Annotated in this window: 16 protein-coding genes; 8 read left to right on the top strand and 8 right to left on the bottom strand. The window is 63.5% G+C overall.

Annotation, left to right across the window (positions count from 1 at the left end):
• Positions 1-40: 40 nt before the first annotated feature.
• On the top strand, positions 41-1012 hold the full coding sequence (locus tag V1280_RS08720) for an SDR family NAD(P)-dependent oxidoreductase (protein ID WP_334521779.1): 972 nt from the start codon (positions 41-43) through the stop codon (positions 1010-1012).
• A 285-nt stretch (positions 1013-1297) separates the two neighbouring features.
• Positions 1298-2413 carry an alpha/beta hydrolase family protein gene (locus V1280_RS08715; RefSeq protein WP_334521776.1) on the top strand — a complete coding sequence of 372 codons (1116 nt, stop codon included), beginning with the start codon at positions 1298-1300 and terminating at the stop codon, positions 2411-2413.
• 32 nt (positions 2414-2445) lie between these two features.
• On the opposite strand, the gene V1280_RS08710 is transcribed toward V1280_RS08715, so the two are convergent.
• A complete protein-coding gene (locus V1280_RS08710; RefSeq protein WP_334521773.1) occupies positions 2446-2952 on the bottom strand; it encodes a MarR family winged helix-turn-helix transcriptional regulator in 507 nt (168 codons plus the stop codon).
• Between the two features lie 408 nt (positions 2953-3360).
• Between V1280_RS08710 and V1280_RS08705 the strand changes: the two genes are divergently transcribed.
• Positions 3361-4905: a porin gene (locus V1280_RS08705; RefSeq protein WP_334521770.1), complete on the top strand. Its 1545-nt coding sequence runs from the start codon at positions 3361-3363 to the stop codon at positions 4903-4905.
• Between the two features lie 283 nt (positions 4906-5188).
• Here V1280_RS08705 and V1280_RS08700 read toward each other — a convergent pair whose 3' ends face one another.
• From V1280_RS08700 to V1280_RS08690, 3 genes are all read right to left on the bottom strand, one after another.
• Positions 5189-5677, bottom strand: coding sequence for a GcrA family cell cycle regulator (locus V1280_RS08700; RefSeq protein WP_334521767.1), 489 nt, complete (start codon positions 5675-5677; stop codon positions 5189-5191).
• Between the two features lie 72 nt (positions 5678-5749).
• Complete coding sequence (locus V1280_RS08695) at positions 5750-5947, bottom strand: hypothetical protein (RefSeq protein WP_007603456.1); 198 nt, start codon at positions 5945-5947, stop codon at positions 5750-5752.
• 201 nt (positions 5948-6148) lie between these two features.
• Complete coding sequence (locus V1280_RS08690) at positions 6149-7090, bottom strand: acetamidase/formamidase family protein (RefSeq protein ID WP_334521764.1); 942 nt, start codon at positions 7088-7090, stop codon at positions 6149-6151.
• A 186-nt stretch (positions 7091-7276) separates the two neighbouring features.
• Between V1280_RS08690 and V1280_RS08685 the strand changes: the two genes are divergently transcribed.
• The 4 genes from V1280_RS08685 (at position 7277) to V1280_RS08670 (ending at position 11293) form a co-directional block, all read left to right on the top strand.
• Positions 7277-8044 (top strand): YdcF family protein, encoded by a 768-nt coding sequence (locus tag V1280_RS08685; RefSeq protein ID WP_334521762.1) that lies wholly within the window; start codon positions 7277-7279, stop codon positions 8042-8044.
• A gap of 73 nt (positions 8045-8117) precedes the next feature.
• Entirely contained in the window at positions 8118-8900 is a 783-nt protein-coding gene (locus V1280_RS08680) for a DUF169 domain-containing protein (protein WP_334521760.1), read from the top strand.
• A gap of 9 nt (positions 8901-8909) precedes the next feature.
• Complete coding sequence (locus tag V1280_RS08675) at positions 8910-10088, top strand: saccharopine dehydrogenase family protein (RefSeq protein WP_334521758.1); 1179 nt, start codon at positions 8910-8912, stop codon at positions 10086-10088.
• 29 nt (positions 10089-10117) lie between these two features.
• Positions 10118-11293, top strand: a complete 1176-nt coding sequence (locus V1280_RS08670) for a saccharopine dehydrogenase family protein (protein ID WP_334521755.1) — start codon at positions 10118-10120, stop codon at positions 11291-11293.
• A gap of 111 nt (positions 11294-11404) precedes the next feature.
• On the opposite strand, the gene V1280_RS08665 is transcribed toward V1280_RS08670, so the two are convergent.
• Positions 11405-12601, bottom strand: coding sequence for an FAD-dependent monooxygenase (locus V1280_RS08665; RefSeq protein ID WP_334521752.1), 1197 nt, complete (start codon positions 12599-12601; stop codon positions 11405-11407).
• Positions 12602-12748: 147 nt separating this feature from the next.
• On the opposite strand from V1280_RS08665, the gene V1280_RS08660 reads away from it, so the two are divergent.
• Positions 12749-13225, top strand: coding sequence for a MarR family transcriptional regulator (locus V1280_RS08660; protein ID WP_334521749.1), 477 nt, complete (start codon positions 12749-12751; stop codon positions 13223-13225).
• Here the strand turns inward: V1280_RS08660 and V1280_RS08655 are convergent.
• The 3 genes from V1280_RS08655 to V1280_RS08645 all read right to left on the bottom strand — a co-directional run bounded on the left by V1280_RS08655 (position 13194) and on the right by V1280_RS08645 (position 17400).
• Positions 13194-14450, bottom strand: a complete 1257-nt coding sequence (locus V1280_RS08655; RefSeq protein ID WP_334521746.1) for an O-antigen ligase family protein — start codon at positions 14448-14450, stop codon at positions 13194-13196. The genes V1280_RS08660 and V1280_RS08655 overlap by 32 nt on opposite strands.
• Positions 14451-14599: 149 nt before the next feature.
• Positions 14600-16147, bottom strand: a complete 1548-nt coding sequence (locus V1280_RS08650) for an undecaprenyl-phosphate glucose phosphotransferase (protein ID WP_334521743.1) — start codon at positions 16145-16147, stop codon at positions 14600-14602.
• Positions 16148-16266: 119 nt separating this feature from the next.
• Positions 16267-17400, bottom strand: a complete 1134-nt coding sequence (locus V1280_RS08645) for a glycosyltransferase family 4 protein (RefSeq protein WP_334521740.1) — start codon at positions 17398-17400, stop codon at positions 16267-16269.
• Positions 17401-17408 lie beyond the last annotated feature (8 nt).

The raw sequence follows: 17408 nt of genomic DNA, 5'->3' as shown, positions 1-17408 counted from the left end.
GACGAAGAAACATGCCGATCAAGGGAGGGACCGAAGTCCCATGAAGGAATTTGCTGGAAAGATCGCAATCATCACCGGGGGTGGCACGGGAATGGGGCGCGAGCTCGCCCGGCAGCTTGTTGCCGAGGGCTGCAACGTCGCGATGTGCGACGTCTCGGAAGCCGCGATGGCGGAGACCAAGCGGCTCTGCGAGGTCGAGAAGCTGCCGCAGGGCCTGCGCGTCACGACCCATGTCGCCGACGTGTCGATCGAGGATCATCTCAAGCGCTTTCGCGACGAGCTCGCCGAGCAGCAAAAGACGGACAAGATCCATCTGCTGTTCAACAACGCCGGTATCGGCGGTGGCGGCAGCCTGTTCACCAACACGCGCGAGCAGTGGGAGCGCACCTTCAACATCTGCTGGGGCGGCGTCTATCTCGGTGTCCGCACCTTCCTGCCGATGCTGGTCAAGGCGGACGAAGCCCACATCATCAACACCGCCAGCGTCAACGGCTTCTGGGCCTCGATCGGCATGGGCCAGGCGCACACCGCCTACAGTTCGGCGAAGTTCGCGGTGAAGGGGTTTAGCGAGGCGCTGATCAACGACCTGCGCTTGCACGCGCCGCACGTCAAATGTTCGGTGGTGATGCCCGGCCATATCGGCACCTCGATCGTCTCCAACTCACGCAAGGTGCAGAGCGGCGACGGGTCGGAGCGCCTCAACGCCGAGGAGGTCGAGCTGACCCGCAAGCGCATGGTTGCGGCCGGCGTGCCAGATGCTGACAAAAAGTCGGACGAGGAGATCCAGGCGGCGTTCGCCGAACGCGCCCGCACCTTCCTCGAGGATGCGCCGACGACGGCGGCGCAGGCCGCCAGGATCATCCTCGACGGCGTGAAGGCGGAGCGCTGGCGCATCCTGGTCGGCGAGGATGCCAAGCTGCTCGACGAACGCGTGCGCGCGGCGCCCGAGCAGGCCTATGACCGCGCATTCTACGAGAGTTTCTCCCAGGAAGTCGGCTGGCGGCTTGGCTGACTCTGTTTGGCTGACACCGCCGACGAGCGCGCGCATGTAGGTATGACAAGCATCATCGCAAGAGGTGCGCAGGTAATTTATTCAGGTCATTTTACTCAGGTAGTTTATCTGCCTCACGCGCGCGTTCGTGCCCTTATGACGATACGGAATGTCACGCATGCGGCGTGTGACAAGCGTTCAAGCGATGGTGATCTCGAACGGGTCTCATTCGGCGCGCCGCAGCTTGGTTAGCGAACTGAAATAGTTTAATGAATCAGGGTAGCGCCACGATAAAGCGTAGCTCCGATGATACCCGCATGCCTCTCCGACGACTTCATCCTCTGCCCGGAGAGAGAGGATATCTCCGCTGAATTCACGCGGCTGCTGACGGCGGCACAGGAGGGCGGCGCCACCATCGCCGAATGCCTGATGATCGCGCGGCAGCTGAAGCGCGATGACGAGCAGTCCTGGCATCGCGAGTGGAAGAAGCTGGCACAGGCCAATCGGCATCGTGCCGAGGCCGCATTTGCGGAAGGCCATATGGCAACGGCGCAGCGCAATTGGCTGCGCGCGATGAATTACTACGGTGCGGCCGCGATGCCACTCGATCCTGCCGACGAGCGCCGCTGGGTCGCGGTGCTCGCGATGCAGGAATGCGCCCGGCGTTTCCTCACGGCGCGCGGGCCGGCCGGCGAAGTCGTGACGATCCCGTGGGTCGAGGGACATTCGTTGCAGGGCTACTTCCTGCCTGCGCCTGCGGCGAACGGTCGCGCCCCGACGGTGATCTGCATCGGTGAGCCCGGCCACCGCAAGGAAGAGTTCCTGTTCAAGCTCGCACCGCATGCGCGCGAGCGTGGCTTATCGATGCTCGCGCTGGACCTGCTCGGCGACCAGCGCGACGATTACGCCGACATGCTCATGCACCGCCGGGATCTCGAAAGCTCGGTCGGCTGCGCGATGGACTATCTGGAGCAGCGCGCGGACGTCGATTTCGATCGCGTTGCAATCGTGGCGGACGGGTGGGGCTCTTCGTTCGTGGCGCGTGCGGTGTTGCAGGAGCCGCGTCTCGCCGCGGCCGTCTGCGACGGCGGCCTCTGGGACCTGCACGAGCGGTCGTTCTTTGCCAGCCGTTTTGCGATGAGCGACCTCAGCGTCGTCCCGGTGCCGCATGCGCCGCTGATGGCCTCCGGCGCCGAATGTCCGGTGTTGATCACCCTCGGCGAGGACGGCTGGCTCAAGGCTGACCGGGCGCGTCAGATCCTGCAAAAATCCCAGCTCGGCAGCTCGGATATCGTGCTGAAAGTGTTCACCGCGGCGGAGACCGGCGCTGCACAGGCTCATGCCGACAATCCGAGTCTTGCCAACGAATACATCTTCGACTGGCTCGAATCGCGACTCGGTGCCGTCGGCAATCGGATCTGAGCGCGGCCGCTTGGCTCAAAAACGGATGCGTCTCAGAAGTCGAGGGAGATCCTGACGCAGGCCTTTTCCAGTCGGGTCTTCAGCGTCGCGAGCTTGGTGGTGAATTCGGTCAGCTCGTTTTCATCGAACTCCTGGAAGACGAATTCGCGAATCGTCTTGTACTGCTCGTTGAGGCTCGCGATGTGCTTCTGGGTCTTGTCGACCAGCGATAGCCGCACCACGCGGGCGTCGGTCGGTGAGGGGCGGCGGCGCAGCAGGCCCTTCTTCTCCAGCAGCTTGGACTGGGTGGTGACGAAGGACGGGTCGACATGAAGCAGCTTGGAGACCACGTTGACGGGGACGCCGTCGTCCTTGTCGAGGTCGGAAATCGCCATCAGGATCAGCCATTGCGGTCCGCTGATGCCGAGCGTCCTGGCCCAGAACTGACGCAGCTCCTCCAGATGCATGTTGATCGACGATATCTCCCAGGTGAATCGCCTGATGAGATCCAGATTACCGATGGAGCGGAGGCGCGCTCCTTCTTTCCTCGTCGCTGACACAGCGTCACTCCCGCAAGCTGATTTCTTTCCGGCCGGTGTTCGCGGCGGCGATACTCCACGCAAGTCTGCCCTGACGCAAGTGCAGAGCAGGGTAATTGTGTCACGCAAATTACAAATATGATCCGATCAGCCTTTCAGCTCAGGTCAGGTGTTGCGCCACGGACACAGAGTTAGCGAAACCACAAAGCTTATCTAATAAACTATTTTGATTAAGGGAACGGCGCAGGCATATTGATCCATGACGGTGGGGGGTTCTCGATCGTCCCGTTGCAGGTGGTCCGCCCACGTCCCTCGCGCCGAATGCGGGTGTGTCCGAAAGCGCGAAGCGGCCGAGCGGATTTGAAGAGACGGGGATCTGGGGGGCCTCACGGTCCGGTCTCCGCTAAATGAACAACTTGGAGGTTTTAAATGAAAATGGTGAAGAGCCTTTTGCTCGGCACTGCGGCGGGTCTGATCGCCGTCGGTGGAGCTCAGGCGGCTGATCTTCCGCTCAAGGCCAAAGCGGTCGAATACGTGAAGGTCTGCTCGCTGTACGGCGCGGGTTTCTACTACATCCCGGGCACCGACACCTGCGTCAAGCTGGGTGGTTACCTGCGCGCCGACGCAATTCTCGGCGGCGCCGGCGACTATGGTTTCAACCAGAGCTCGAGCAGTGTGAACGGTGGGTCGAACAATCGTTTGACCAACTACTATTACAGCCGCGCCCGTTTCGACCTCAACGTCGACACCCGCACGGCGACCGAGTATGGCGTCGTTCGCACCTACGCCGACATGGTTTTCACCTATGATACGTCCAACGTCACCGGCAGCAGCCCGTCGACGATCTCGCCCAGTGCGCCCGCGCTCGGCCTCTACCATGCGTTCATCCAGTTCGCTGGGTTCACCATGGGCCGCACGGTCTCCATCTTCGATGCTCCGTGGCAGAGCTATCCGTCTGGCGGTCCCGATACCATTCCGGGCGGCTCCAACCACGTCAACGGTGTGAACCAGTTCGCCTATACCGCTGACTTCGGCCAGGGCATCACCGGTTCGCTGGCGTTGGAAGAGGAAACGACGGCGTCGAACGGCCAGTCGAACCTGTGGAACGTCACCGGTTTCACGGCTTCCAGCGCTGTGAACGGCGCCGGTGCCATCGTGACGACCTCGGCTGCCGCAAACGCTGCCGCTGCCCTCATCCAGGGCAACTACGGCGTCAACGATTGGGGTGGCACGCGCGTCCCCGATATCATTGGTCAGGTCCGTGTCGACCAGGCTTGGGGTCTGGCCCAGATCTCGGTTGCCGCGAAGGATCTGCATCCTGGCTACTACGGCACGACGGAACCGACCGGTCATCCGTCGGACAAGTGGGGCTGGGCTGTGCAGGGCTCGTTGTCGATCAAGAACATCCCGACTGGTGCGGGCGACGTTGTCAACTTGCAGGCCGTCTACACGGACGGTGCAACGCGCTACAACTTCCAGAGCCTGTTCCCGCAGAGCTTCTTCATGTTCGGTGGCAGCAGCACGGCGTACCAGAGCATCGGCTTTGCCGGTCTTGCTGACGGCGTCTTCGGTGCCGGCGGCAGCATCGACACCGTCAAGACCTGGGGTATCCGTGGTGGCTATACTCACAACTGGACCCCGAACTGGGCGAGCGCCGTGTACGGCGGTTATGCCCAGCTGAAGTACGGTACCACGGGCAAGGCCCTGATCTGCGCCAACTTCGCTTCGATCGCGGTGGCCGGTTCGACCTGTAACCCGGACTTCAACTTCGGCGTCGTCGGTGTCAACACGGTCTGGACTCCGGTCAAGAACCTGGCGTTCACGGCCGACCTGAGCTGGTCGCGTCTGGACCAGAAGTACTCCGGCGCCATCACTGCCCCGGCCATTTCGACTGCCGCCAAGCCGAGCGCCGTGTACGAGCTGAAGGACCAGAACTCGGTGACCATGATGCTGCGCGCTCAGCGCAACTTCTGATCATCGATCGCAAATCGGTCAGAGAACCCCGGCGGGAAACCGCCGGGGCTTTTTTCCGGCGCGATGGGGATTTCGAAAAACCGAACTCCCCTGCACGGACGGCGAAGACGAGCTATGCGAATAGATCGCAGCCAAACTTATTTACTTACCTGAGTTGCTCAGCTATATAGCTGTCAGCCGGTTTCAAAAGATCACGGCTCTTAGCTTCACGCTAAGCCTCCAGAAACCTCCGGTAATGCCCTACCGGAGGTTTTTCGTTGTGGAGCTCAAGGGACGGCGCGCTTCAGCCGCGCATGACGCGCGCACGCGAGTTCGGCTTGTAGGCGAGGCGGCTGTGGCCGGCGCAATAGGGCTGGCCGTCATGCGCGGCGTTGCCGCAGAAGCAGAAATCCTCGGCACCGGGTGTCGAGATCGGCCAGCGGCAGCGGTTTTCGCCGAGCTCCATCAGCGAGCAGCGGTTGGCCTCGTCGATCGGCCCGGTCGCGACAGGCGCGTCCGCTTCGCCGTAGATTGTCGCGAGCATTTCGAATTGCAGCCGGGGCACCGCTCTTTGCGCGCGCGGCGCGCCAGTCCTGTCGTGATTCCTGTCTTGGAGCCTGCGCTCGTCGAGCGAGCGGCCGCGTGTGAGATTCAATCGGGACAGCTTGCCGATCACGGCGTTGCGGCTGACGCCGATGTCGGCGGCGATCTCGCGGCAGGACAGACCGGCCTCGAAATGTTGCTTCAGAAGTTCAATTCGTTCGTTGGTCCAGGTTGGTGAGAGAACAGGCATTGTAACGGTCCCAGGTTGCGACAATCGACCAACCGTCGCTCGAGATCCGTCCGCTTCACGTCCGGCATGCGCTCACGTCCTGCCATTGTCGCGAATCGACAAAAGCCCGTCCTTGATGGCGAGACGGATGCCTTCCTCGATCAAGGTACGTGCGACGCCGGGAACGCTGGTGCCGTGGGTGCCCTGTCTCACCAACTTCTCCAGGTAGGTGATGGTCGAGAGCGCCAAGGTTACGGGAATGCGGTCAGTCTCGGCTTTTTCGGTGGCCATGGCCCGAACGCTAGCCTCTTACTCAGGTACATAAAAGTAACGATTAAGACTCTATTTAGGTTCGGGGGCAGAAGTCAAATGCAAGCTGAGCCCATCGCTCAGCCTGTTGGAATCGTGGAGGAAATCAGGCGTGACTCAGTGCGCCGCCCGGAATGTCCGGGCGGTAGGGACGCGTGGAGCGGTCAGGAGGTGCCGGCGAGATCAGCCGTGCACGATCGCCTTTTCGATCATGCAATGGATGCCCTTGGAGCCGTTGACGGTCTGGGTCACCCGCAGATCGGCCGCGAGACTGCACAGGGTATAGGCGTCCTCGCGCGACAGGTTTCGCGTCTCGCCGAGCAGGACGATCATGTCGCGCAGTGCCCGCACCGCGCATTGGTCGAGGTCGGGGTCCATCGCCATGGTCATGTAGTGGGTCGGCGTTTCCGCGCGCGGATAGTCGAACCGCAAATCCTTGCGCAGCGTCAGCCGGAAGCGGCCCTGCAACGCCGTCTCGATCGCGGTGACGCAGACCTCGCCGTCGCCCTGCACGCCATGACCGTCGCCGCAGGAGAACATCGCGCCCGGGACGAACACCGGCAGATACAACGTCGCGCCGGCGCCGAGCTCCTTGTTGTCGAGATTGCCGCCCATGGCGCGCGGCACGAGCGAGGAGATGCGGCCCCAGGCCGGCGGCGGCGAAACGCCCATCACACCAAAGAACGGTTTGAGCGGCAGGTCGAGGCCCCACGGCATCCGGCCGACCATCCGCGACCGGTCCAGCGGGATGTTGAGGATCCGCGTCTCGTGGAAATCGTCGGGCAAGGTGCCGGACAGCGGCTTGATCATGTTCCAGCCCCAGTCCTGGCGGAGCTGGACGTCGAGGATTTCGACTGCGAGCACATCGCCGGGCTCGGCGCCTTCGACCGCGATCGGGCCGGTCAGGATGTGGCCGGGGAGCATGCGCTCGTTCCTGGCGTGAACCTCGTATATCTCCGGCGGAATGTGAAACTTGCTGCGGTCGGGCAGCATGTCCGGGCCGCCGCTGATGGTGTCGACGGTCACCTCATCGCCGCTGGCGACGGTGAGGACCGGCTTGAGCGCGGCTTCGAAGAACCCCCAATGGCAGGTTTCGGGACTTGAATGCAGGTGATGATGGGTCATTTGCCGCGTCCAATCGGTTTCATCAGAACTTGTCATGAGATCCTGTTATGCCCGGGCTTGACCCGGCAATCGATCCTCTCCCAAGAAGATTTCTGAAGATGGGTGGGCGGGTCAAGCCCGCGCACCCCGATTATTTCAGCGAGGTTTCTCCTGTTTTTCTTTCTTTCCAAGACGTTTGGCGCCGCAGTGGTGCCGATCAATCTTCTGGTCGAGCTCGGGATCGTCTCGGTCGTGCTGATGGCAACGCGCTTTGCCGGGCTCGGCCGGAAACTGGCCGCGACCACGCTGGTCCTGCTCGCGCTCGCCGCCTTTTCGCCGCTCGGCAATCTGCTGCTCTATCCGCTGGAGTCGCGCTTTCCCGCATGGGATCCGTCGCGCGGTGCGCCCGACGGCATCATCGTGCTGGGCGGCTCGGTCGATACCGATCTGTCGGCAGCACATCACACGCCGGTGGTCTCGCACGCGGCCGATCGCTTGCTTGCGCCCGCCGAGCTTGCGCGCCGCTATCCGAGTGCGCGTATCGTCTTCACGGGCGGCTCTGCGAACCTGCTCGCACCGGGCGCCAGGGAAGCCGACTATTCTGCACCCATCCTGGAAAATACCGGCGTACCCAGGGAACGTCTGATCCTGGAGCGGGAGTCGCGCAACACATACGAGAATGCGATCTTCACGAAGCCTTTGGTGGCACCGAAGCCGGGCGAGCGCTGGCTGCTGGTGACCTCGGCCTATCACATGCCGCGTTCGATCGGCATTTTCCGCAAGGCTGGATTTGACGTCGAAGCCTATCCCGTGGACTGGCGGATGGGCGGACGTGACGATCTGTTCTCTTTCACCAATTTCGGCGCGGACGGTCTCGGCCGAACCGACACGGCTGTGCGCGAATGGATCGGCCTCGTGACCTACCGCCTCATGGGCAGGACGGGCGAGTTGCTTCCCGGGCCGGCCAAGGACTAGAACTGGCCAAGGACTAGAACAGGCCCGAGAGGCCCAACAAGAGGCGTCGGAAACGGCGCGCCGGGAGGATGCCATGCAGCAGCCAGCCGCTGACACGATTGATCTTGCCGGCCTCGTGGCCGATCTCAACAGCCTGTTGCGGCTGAAGACCACGGTGATCGGCATGAAGCTGTTCGCGCATGCCGCGGACATGGAGGCGATCCCGAAAATCCGGCGGCCGAATGCGGTCCACACCACCGACCAGATCGTCAGCATGGCCTCGCGCTTGGGGTGGACCGTCGGCATCACCGGCGACGATCTCGTAGGCCACCAGTGCCGCGCGGTGATCGGGCTCAGTCCGCAGGACGAGAAATGGCTTGCCGGCGAAAACTATGTCGGCGTCTGGCACGGCACCGCGGAGGATGCGCGCAAGCGCCAGGAGGCGCTGGACGTGGTTCCGTTCGGGCAATATCAGGCGCTCGCGGTCAGTCCGCTTGCGAGCGGGCGGCTCGATCCGCCCGACATCTGCCTCGTCTACGCAACGCCCGGCCAGATGATCATCCTGATCAACGGGCTGCAATATACCGGCTACAAGAAGTTCGAATGGGGCGTGGTCGGCGAGACCGCTTGCGCGGATTCCTGGGGGCGGGCGCTCAAAAGCGGTGAGCCCAGCCTGTCCTTGCCATGCTATGCCGAACGGCGCTATGGCGGCGTGCCCGACGAGGAGATGCTGATGGCCTTGAAGCCTGCGCATCTCGCCAAGGCGATCGAGGGCATGAAGGCGCTGGCCAGGAACGGCCTGCGCTATCCGATTCCGCCCTACGGGATTCAAAGCGACGTCCGTGCCGGCATGGGCGTGAGTTACGCGAAGAAGTAAAGGCCAGTCATGAGCTCTGCGAAATTCGACATCGTCGTCTACGGCGCGACCGGTTTCACCGGTCAGCTCGTCGCTGAATATCTGACTCAGCATTACAAGAGCGACAAGACACTCAAATGGGCGATGGCGGGCCGCAGCCTCGGCAAGCTGAAATCGGTGCGCGATGCGATCGGCGCGCCGGGCAATACGCCGCTGATTGTCGCGGATGCATCGGACGCTGCCTCGCTGAAGGCGATGGCAGAGCAGACGATGTCGGTGATCACGACGGTCGGTCCGTATCAGCTCTACGGCGAGGAATTGTTAGCTGCCTGCGTTGCCACCGGCACGGATTATTTCGATCTCTGCGGCGAGCCGATCTGGATGCGGCAGATGATCGACAAATACGAGGCGGCTGCGAAGGAAAGCGGCGCGCGCATCGTATTCTCCTGCGGCTTCGACTCCGTGCCGTTCGAGCTCGGTGCGTTCTTCGTGCAGGAAGAGGCCAAGCGTGTGTTCGGCGCTCCGGCCTCCCGCGTGAAGGGCCGTGTGCGCGACATGCGCGGCACGCTCTCGGGCGGCACTGCGGCGAGTGCGAAGGCGACCTTCGATGCCGTTGCCAAGGACATCAGCCTCATTGCGATCCTGAACGATCCGTTCGCGCTGACGCCGGGCTTCACCGGACCGAAGCAGCCGAAGGGCAACAGGTCGCTGCTCGAGGAGGATCTGCAATCCTGGGCCGCACCCTTCATGATGGCGCTGATCAACACCCGCAACGTCCATCGCTCCAACATGCTGATGGGCTTTCCCTACGGCCAGGACTTCGTCTACGACGAGATGGTTTTGACCGGTCCCGGCGAGAAGGGCGAGGCCAACGCCAAGCGCGTGATGGCGGCCAACGCCGAGAAGACCGGCCCGAACGCGCCGAAGCCCGGCGAGGGGCCGTCGAAGGAAGAGCGCGAGAACGGGCTCTTCAATCTGCTCTATGTCGCGACCGCGCCAGATGGCCGCATGGTTCGCGCCGGTGTCACCGGCGACCGCGATCCCGGCTACGGCTCGACCTCGAAGATGATCTCCGAATGCGCCATCTGCATGCTGCGAGACGTGACCGACGTCTCAGCCGGCTTCTGGACCCCGGGCGCAGCGATGCAGCACAAGCTGATCAAGCGGCTGCAAGACAATGCAGGGCTGACGTTCGCTGTGGAAGCATAAGGGCTGCGACGCCCAAGGAAGCGTGATCCGTGTCCGCGAAGTTCGACATCGTCATCTATGGCGCAACAGGATACACCGGCCAGCTCGTCGCCGAGTATCTCGCCGCGCACTACGTCGGAGACGGAGCGCCGACATGGGCGATGGCCGGGCGCAGCAGAGACAAGCTCGAATCCGTTCGCGATGCGATCGGCGCACCTAAGGACACGCCGCTCATCGTGGCGGATGCAGCCGATCCTGCGTCGTTGCGGGCGATGGTCGATCAGGCGAAGCTGGTTGTTACCACAGTTGGTCCATATCAGCTTTACGGGGCCGATCTGCTTGCCGCCTGTGTCGCGTCGGGTACCGACTATATGGATCTCTGCGGCGAGCCGATCTGGCTGAAGCAGATGATCGACAGGCATGAGGCGGCGGCCAAGGCGAGCGGCGCACGCATCATGTTCTCCTGCGGCTTCGATTCCATCCCGTTCGAGCTTGGTGCCTTCTTCGTTCAGGAGGAAGCCAGGCGCGTATTCGGCGCGCCGGCGCCGCGCGTAAAAGGGCGCATCCGCGACCTCAGCTGGAATTTCTCCGGTGGCACCTCGGCCAGCGCAAGGGTCACGTTCGAAGCGGTTGCGCAGGATCTCAGCCTGGTCTCGATCCTCAAGAACCCCTTCGCATTCACGCCCGGCTTCGAAGGACCAAAACAGCCGCGCGGCAACAAGCCTGTTTTCGAGGAGGATTTGCAATCCTGGTCCGCCCCGTTCGCGATGGCGATCCTCAACACGCGCAACGTCCACCGCTCCAACATGCTGATGGGATTCCCCTATGGCAGGGATTTCATCTACGACGAGATGGTGCTGACGGGGGCTGGGGACGAAGGGCAGGCCAATGCCAAGCTGGTCATGGCCGCCAACAGCGAAAAGACCGGTCCTGAAGCGCTCAAGCCCGGAGAGGGGCCCTCGAAGGAGGAGCGCGAGAACGGATATTACGACCTGCTCTACATTGCCATTGCGCCCGATGGCCGTCAGGTCCGCGCGGCAGTGAAAGGCGATCTCGATCCGGGCTATGCGTCAACGGCGAAGATGATCTCCGAATGCGCGATGTGCCTGCTGCGCGACACGCCTGATGTTCCGGCCGGGCTCTGGACGCCGGGTGCAGCGATGCAGCACAAGTTGATCAGGCGGCTGGTCGATCATGCCGGGCTGACGTTCGCGGTGGAAGGCTAGGTCAGGTCTCGTAGGGTGGGCAAAGGCGCGAAGCGCCGTGCCCACCACCTCTCTGCAATCGCCACAATGGTGGGCACGCTCCGCTTTGCCCACCCTACGGCACCGTGCTTGTTACGCTGCCCGCGCATCATACGCGTACATGAAATCCATGCTCTTCGAGCCCAGCGGCAGCAGCCACTTCATCATCTGATTGCGGATGAAGGCGCCGGTGGCGCTGAATTCGCGCTTGCTGTTGCCGTTGCGCCGCGCCATCGCGACGATCTTCTCGGCGCGTGGACGCCGCTCGGTCTCGAAGGCCTGGAAGGTGGCGGTTAGCTCCTGGCCCTCCTGCATCAGACGGGCGAGCCGCATCGCATCTTCCAGCGCGAGCGAGGCACCCTGGCCGGCATGGGGGCTGGTTGCATGCGCGGCATCGCCGATCAGCAGCGAGCGCTTGCGCGACCAGGTCGGCAAGGTCGAGACGTCGAGCGTGTCGGTGACCACGATGTTTTCGGCCGCCTCGATGATGGCAGGGATCGGATCATGCCAGCCGTGATGGAAGCCGCGCAGATGCTGCTTCAGCGTCTGCTGGTCCAGCGCGCGGAACATCGCGGCATCCATGCCGCGGGCCGGTTGCGTGCTCCACCACATCACGCCGTCCTTCGGGTCCGGGCTGCAATAGCCGTAGCCGAAGAAGCCGCTCTGCCCGAACGTGGTCTCGACATGTCGGGCGATCGGCCGGTCGTCGAAGACCGCGTGAGGCACGAAACCGCCGAACCCGATCAGGCCTGTATTGAAGGGCGTTGGTCCGTCCGGCACCACCTGGCGCCGCGCGATCGAATGCACACCGTCCGCGCCGATCAGGAAATCGCCCTCGGCGGTGGTGCCGTCGGCGAAATAGGCGATGATCGGCTGGTCGCCGCGATCCTCGATCTTGATCAGGCGCTTGTCGAAATAGAGCGAGACACAGGCGCACCACGCCTTGTCGATCAGCATCTCGTTCAGCGTGGCGCGGCAGACATTGACCGCGGGCTGGCCGAAGCGCCGCGCCATGTCGCGGTTGATCGAGCCGAGCCTTCGGCCTTCCTGCGAATAGAAGTCGAAGGACTCCGCGATCGAGCCGCGGCTGATGAGTTCCGCCGCAAGTCCGATCTCGTCCATCACATGCATGCCGTTCGGTGCGATCTGGAGGCCGCCGCCGATGCCCTTGGAGTAGGGCCAGGCTTCGTAGATCGCGGATTCGATGCCGGCGCGGCGCAGCAGGATCGCGGCAACGGGCCCGGCGATGCCGGCGCCGATGATCAGGGCCTTGCGGGGACGATGGGACATGGCTTGCTCCTGACGTTTCCGTGGTGCTAGGAGGAATTACGGTCACTAATTCTCTTAGTGACTAAGATATATATCGACTAAGATATGAGGTGAGCCTTGTCAAGGACGAAGGCACGCACGGCGTTGCTGGGAGAATTGGAAGACGCGATGCGGCGATCGTCCGCGCAGGGCGTGCTCTATGGGCAAACCGTTGCGAATGTGGCCGGAATTGCCAATTCCGACCTCGAATGCATGGACATCCTCTATCTCGAGGGACGCGTGACCGCGGGCCGGCTTGCCGAGGTGACGGGTCTGACAACCGGCGCGATCACCGGCGTGGTCGACCGGCTCGAGAAGGCTGGCCTCGTGCGCCGCGAGCGGGACGAGGCCGATCGCCGCAAGGTCTACATCGCCGTCGTGCCGGAAGCGGCCATGAAGATCGGCCAGCTCTACGTTCCGATGCAGCAGGCCATGGAGAAGGTCTTCAACACTTATTCCGACGAAGAATTACGCCTGCTGTTGCGCTTCGCCACGGAGGGCTACAAGGGCGTGCTCGCGGCGACTGCTGCGCTGAAGGGTCTGCTCGACACGCCGCCAGAGAAACGGCCCGCGCTCAAGCTGAAGAAGCATCCTCGCCAGACCTGATCTTGTAGGCCTGTGCGGCCGCAATCATGCCCCACATCGTGCCCAGCATCATCCAGAAGTGCCGCCAGTGGTCGGTGTCGATCACGAAACTTTCGCCGACGGTGCCGACGAAGGCTGCGAACACCGCGAGATAAGCGCGCTGCCAGGGCACCCGGACGAAGATGTGGCGGAAGCCTGTGATGACGGTGGTGAAGACCAGCGCGGGATAGCATACGCCGGAGAGCCAGCCGCCGGACATGAAGGCGTTCAGATAGGAATTGTGGGTGTCTTCGGGGAAGAAGCGGTGGAACTGCAAGGGGCCGATGCCGAACGGCAGGTCGAGCGCCATCTCCGCACCTAAGATGTGCCGGCCGAACCGGCCGAAGCGGCCTTCGTCATAGCTCTGGTCGAAGCTCGCGCGCTGCTTGAACATCTCGGCGATGGAATCGAACGACAGCAGCACCGCGATCAGCGCGAGGCCCAGCACCATTGCGACGATGGCCATGATGATGATGCGCGAGCGCTGCGCATTGGTGCGGCTGGTCAGCACCATCAGCGCCAGCATGAAGGCCGAGGTCAGCACCAGTCCGCCCCAGGCGGCGCGGGAGAAGGCGAGCAGGATCGCCAGCGACATGATGCCGAAGGCGATGACGTTGCGGAACGCCTTGGCGAATCTGTCGGAGACGACGCTCTGGAGCGCAAACAGCGCCGGCAGGATCAGGAAGGCGCCGAGCACGTTCGGGTCCTTGAACGTGCCGCGTGCACGCTCGTAGAGCGTCAGGAGATCGTGGCCGCCTGGAACGAGGTTGAAATAGCCCGCGATCGCCGAGAGCGAGGCGATCATCGCGCCGACCACGAGGCCACGGCGCAGCATGTCGAGCCGCGCCGCCGTGTCTTCGGAGGTGACCATGGCGAAGAACATCACGGTCACCGCCATGTACCAGGAGGTCGCGATCCAGCTTGCGACCTCGGACTGGTCGAGCAGCGGGATCGCGCTGATGGTGTAGCCGACATTGAGCAGGACCAGGGCCAGCACCAGCGGCATCAACACGAGCTTGAGCCGCAGGCCGGTGGCGAAGAAAGCGACGGTGGCGAGCAGCGTCGCGATCTCATAGGGGCTCGGCTCGATGAAGACGATCGCGCCGGACGCGCCGACCAGCCACACCAGCGCGCGCTGGAGGGCCAGCACGCCGGGCGCAGCCGGTGCGGCTATTTTCATTCCACCGGCTGTCGCCGCATACGCCATCACGCGCTCATACTACTCGCACACAACTTCCGCCGTCATGCCCCGGCTTGACCGGGGCATCCAGTACTCCGTGCCGTTCGTGGCAGCCTTTACTGCCGGCGATTACTGGATCGCCCGGTCAAGCCGGGCGATGACAGCGAGGCACAAACTCAATACGCGTTCTCGTTCTTGGTCAGCAGCGAGAGCGGCGTCTTCAGGAGAATGACGAGGTCGAACAGCACCGACCAGTTCTCGATGTAATAGAGGTCGAACTCGACGCGCTTCTGGATCTTCTCTTCGTTGTCGATCTCGCCGCGCCAACCGTTGATCTGGGCCCAGCCGGTGATGCCGGGCTTGACGCGGTGGCGGGCGAAATAGCCGTCGACGGCCTCGTCGAACAGGCGGCTCTGGAGCTTGCCCTGCACGGCATGCGGGCGCGGGCCGACCAGGGAGAGATTGCCCGAGAACACCACGTTGAACAGCTGCGGCAGCTCGTCGAGGCTGGTCTTGCGAATGAAGCGGCCGACACGGGTGACGCGCGGATCGTCTTTGGTCACGACCTTTGATGCCGTCGGGTCGGCCTGGTGGTGATACATCGAGCGGAATTTGTAGACGTCGATACGCTCATTGTTGAAGCCGAACCGCTTCTGGCGGAACAGGACGGGGCCGGGGCTGTCGAGCCTCACCGCCAGCGCCACCAGCGCCATCACGGGAAGTGCTGCGAGCAGCGCGAGGCTGCCGACGACGCGGTCGAACAGCCATTTCATCACCAGATCCCAGTCCGTGATCGGCGCTTCGAACACGTCGAGCGTCGGCACCTCGCCGAGATAGGAATAGGAGCGGGGGCGGAAGCGCAGCTTGTTGGTGTGTGCGGAGAGACGAATGTCGACCGGCAGCACCCAGAGCTTCTTCAGCATTTCAAGGATGCGCGTCTCCGCCGAGATCGGCAGCGCGAACAGCACCAGATCGACCCGGGTGCGGCGGGCGAATTCGACGATGTCGTCGACCTTGCCGAGCTTGCGTGCGCCGGCGCAGGTGTCGAGTGCGCGGCTGTCGTTGCGGTCGTCGAACACGCCGAGCACGTGGATGTCGGAATCCTCCTGCGCCTTCAGCGCCTCGACCAGCTGCTCGCCGTTGCTGTCGGAGCCGACGATGATGGTGCGGCGATCGAGCCGGCCCTGGCGCGCCCAGCTGCGCACCAGCGAGCGCAGGATGAGGCGCTCGGCAACCAGCGCAGCGAGGCCGAGGAAGTAGAAGGCGGCAAGCCACAGCCGCGAGATCTCGCTGCCGAACTTGGCGAAAAAGGAGATGCCGATGAACAGCAGGAAGACGAACGACCAGGACGAGATCATCCGCGTCATCTGCCTGAGCTGGCCGCGGAACAGCTGCACCTGGTAGATGTCGGCAGCCTGGAAGCAGACCACGGCAGCAACCGCGACGCCGACGATCTCTGCGGGATAGACCCAACTGAAGCCGACGATCGGCATGACGTAGCCGACATACACGGCGATGCCGACCACGCTCAGCAGCACGAAATCGATGGCGCGCGCAAACCCGGTGATCACGATCGGCGAATAGGCGCGGGCGACCTTCTGGTTGACGACGTCGAGGGCGGCCGGCGTCAGGCGGCGCCGTCGCTCGACAAAAGGTTGGTCAGCCGGCTTGGCCGCGGCGCTGGTCGCGGCATCGAGCATCGAGCGTGCGTTGAGCGGTTCCACGGGCGTCCACGTCCATTCCAAAGACCCGCAGGCGCGGCTTTGCGTCTCCGGGCGAGCATCCCCTGGCACTTCGATTATCGGACAAATCGGAAGATTCTCTAAAGCGGCCTTAAGGATGGTTAATGATTGGCAAATGCGTCGCGGTAACCCGCGAGCACGCCATCGACCATCGCCTGCTGGGAGAAATACGCTGAGATCCGCGCGCGCAGGGAGGTCGCGCGTTCCGCGGTCGCTTGCGGATTGTCGAGCGCGGCCGCGATCGCCTCGGCCATGGCTTCGGCGTTGCTCGCCGCGAACAGGGCCGGGCTCTCGGGTCCAAAGATCTCGGGGATGCCGCCGACGCGCGCCGCGATCATGGGGATGCCGGCCGCGCCCCCCTCGATCACGACATAGGGCATGGAATCGCCGCGCGAGGGAACCACCAGCAGCCGTCCCTTGGAAAAGCCGTAGCGCGCCTTGACGTGGCCGATGAAGCGGATCGCGTCCGTCAGGCCGAGTCTCTCGACCTGCGCCTTCAGCGTCGCCATCTCCTCGCCGTCGCCACCGAGCGTCAGCGTGACCTTCTTGCCGCTCTCACGTAGCCGGGCCACTGCGTCGACCAGGAGGTCGGCGCCCTTGATGTGCCGGAACTCGCCGACATAGGCGAGGTCGGTGGCGTCATCGGCGATGACGACGGGCTCGAACTCCTCCGGCGTCACGCCGTTGAAAACGCAATGCACCACGCCCTTGGGCGTGCCTACGATGCGCTGGTAGGTGTCGCGTGCAAAGGCACTCTCGAACAGGAACAGATCCGTCGCATCTATCAGCGTGCGCTCGAGCCGCGCATAAAACTCGCCCTTCAGGGTGTTGAGGGGATAGTGCAGTGAGCCACCGTGTGGGGTGTAGATGCGGATGGTGTCGTCCGCGCGGCGCCGCATGCGCACGAACGCGCCGGCCTTGGCACCGTGGCCGTGCATCACGTCGGGCTTGAGCGTGGCGATCAGGCGGCGCATGCGCAGCCACACCAGGAAATCCTCCGGCGAGGGTTCGCGGCGGATCGCCAGCCGATGCACGCCGAGCTTCAGCCGCGGCGCAAGCTCGGCCAACGCCTTGTCCGCGCGCTCGCCGCCGGTGAGGCTGTCGGCGAGAATCCCGACATGATGGCCGCGATCGACCTGGCCGTTGGCGAGGTCGAGGATGTGACGAATGATGCCGCCGACGGGCGCGCGTACGGCGTGCAGGATGCGAAGCGACTGGTCGGGAGAGGGGGGCATGATCAAAA

The organism is Bradyrhizobium sp. AZCC 2230, from assembly GCF_036924495.1.
GTDB lineage: Bacteria > Pseudomonadota > Alphaproteobacteria > Rhizobiales > Xanthobacteraceae > Bradyrhizobium > Bradyrhizobium rifense.
This window is presented reverse-complemented; position numbering and strand designations above follow the sequence as displayed.

Coding starts and splice junctions, on each gene's coding strand:
- V1280_RS08720 (WP_334521779.1), top strand. CDS start 41: ATGAAGGAATTTGCTGGAAAGATCGCAATCATCACCGGGGGTGGCACG.
- V1280_RS08715 (WP_334521776.1), top strand. CDS start 1,298: ATGATACCCGCATGCCTCTCCGACGACTTCATCCTCTGCCCGGAGAGA.
- V1280_RS08705 (WP_334521770.1), top strand. CDS start 3,361: ATGAAAATGGTGAAGAGCCTTTTGCTCGGCACTGCGGCGGGTCTGATC.
- V1280_RS08700 (WP_334521767.1), bottom strand. CDS start 5,677: ATGCCTGTTCTCTCACCAACCTGGACCAACGAACGAATTGAACTTCTG.
- V1280_RS08695 (WP_007603456.1), bottom strand. CDS start 5,947: ATGGCCACCGAAAAAGCCGAGACTGACCGCATTCCCGTAACCTTGGCG.
- V1280_RS08690 (WP_334521764.1), bottom strand. CDS start 7,090: ATGACCCATCATCACCTGCATTCAAGTCCCGAAACCTGCCATTGGGGG.
- V1280_RS08680 (WP_334521760.1), top strand. CDS start 8,118: ATGCAGCAGCCAGCCGCTGACACGATTGATCTTGCCGGCCTCGTGGCC.
- V1280_RS08675 (WP_334521758.1), top strand. CDS start 8,910: ATGAGCTCTGCGAAATTCGACATCGTCGTCTACGGCGCGACCGGTTTC.
- V1280_RS08665 (WP_334521752.1), bottom strand. CDS start 12,601: ATGTCCCATCGTCCCCGCAAGGCCCTGATCATCGGCGCCGGCATCGCC.
- V1280_RS08660 (WP_334521749.1), top strand. CDS start 12,749: ATGCGGCGATCGTCCGCGCAGGGCGTGCTCTATGGGCAAACCGTTGCG.
- V1280_RS08655 (WP_334521746.1), bottom strand. CDS start 14,450: ATGGCGTATGCGGCGACAGCCGGTGGAATGAAAATAGCCGCACCGGCT.
- V1280_RS08645 (WP_334521740.1), bottom strand. CDS start 17,400: ATGCCCCCCTCTCCCGACCAGTCGCTTCGCATCCTGCACGCCGTACGC.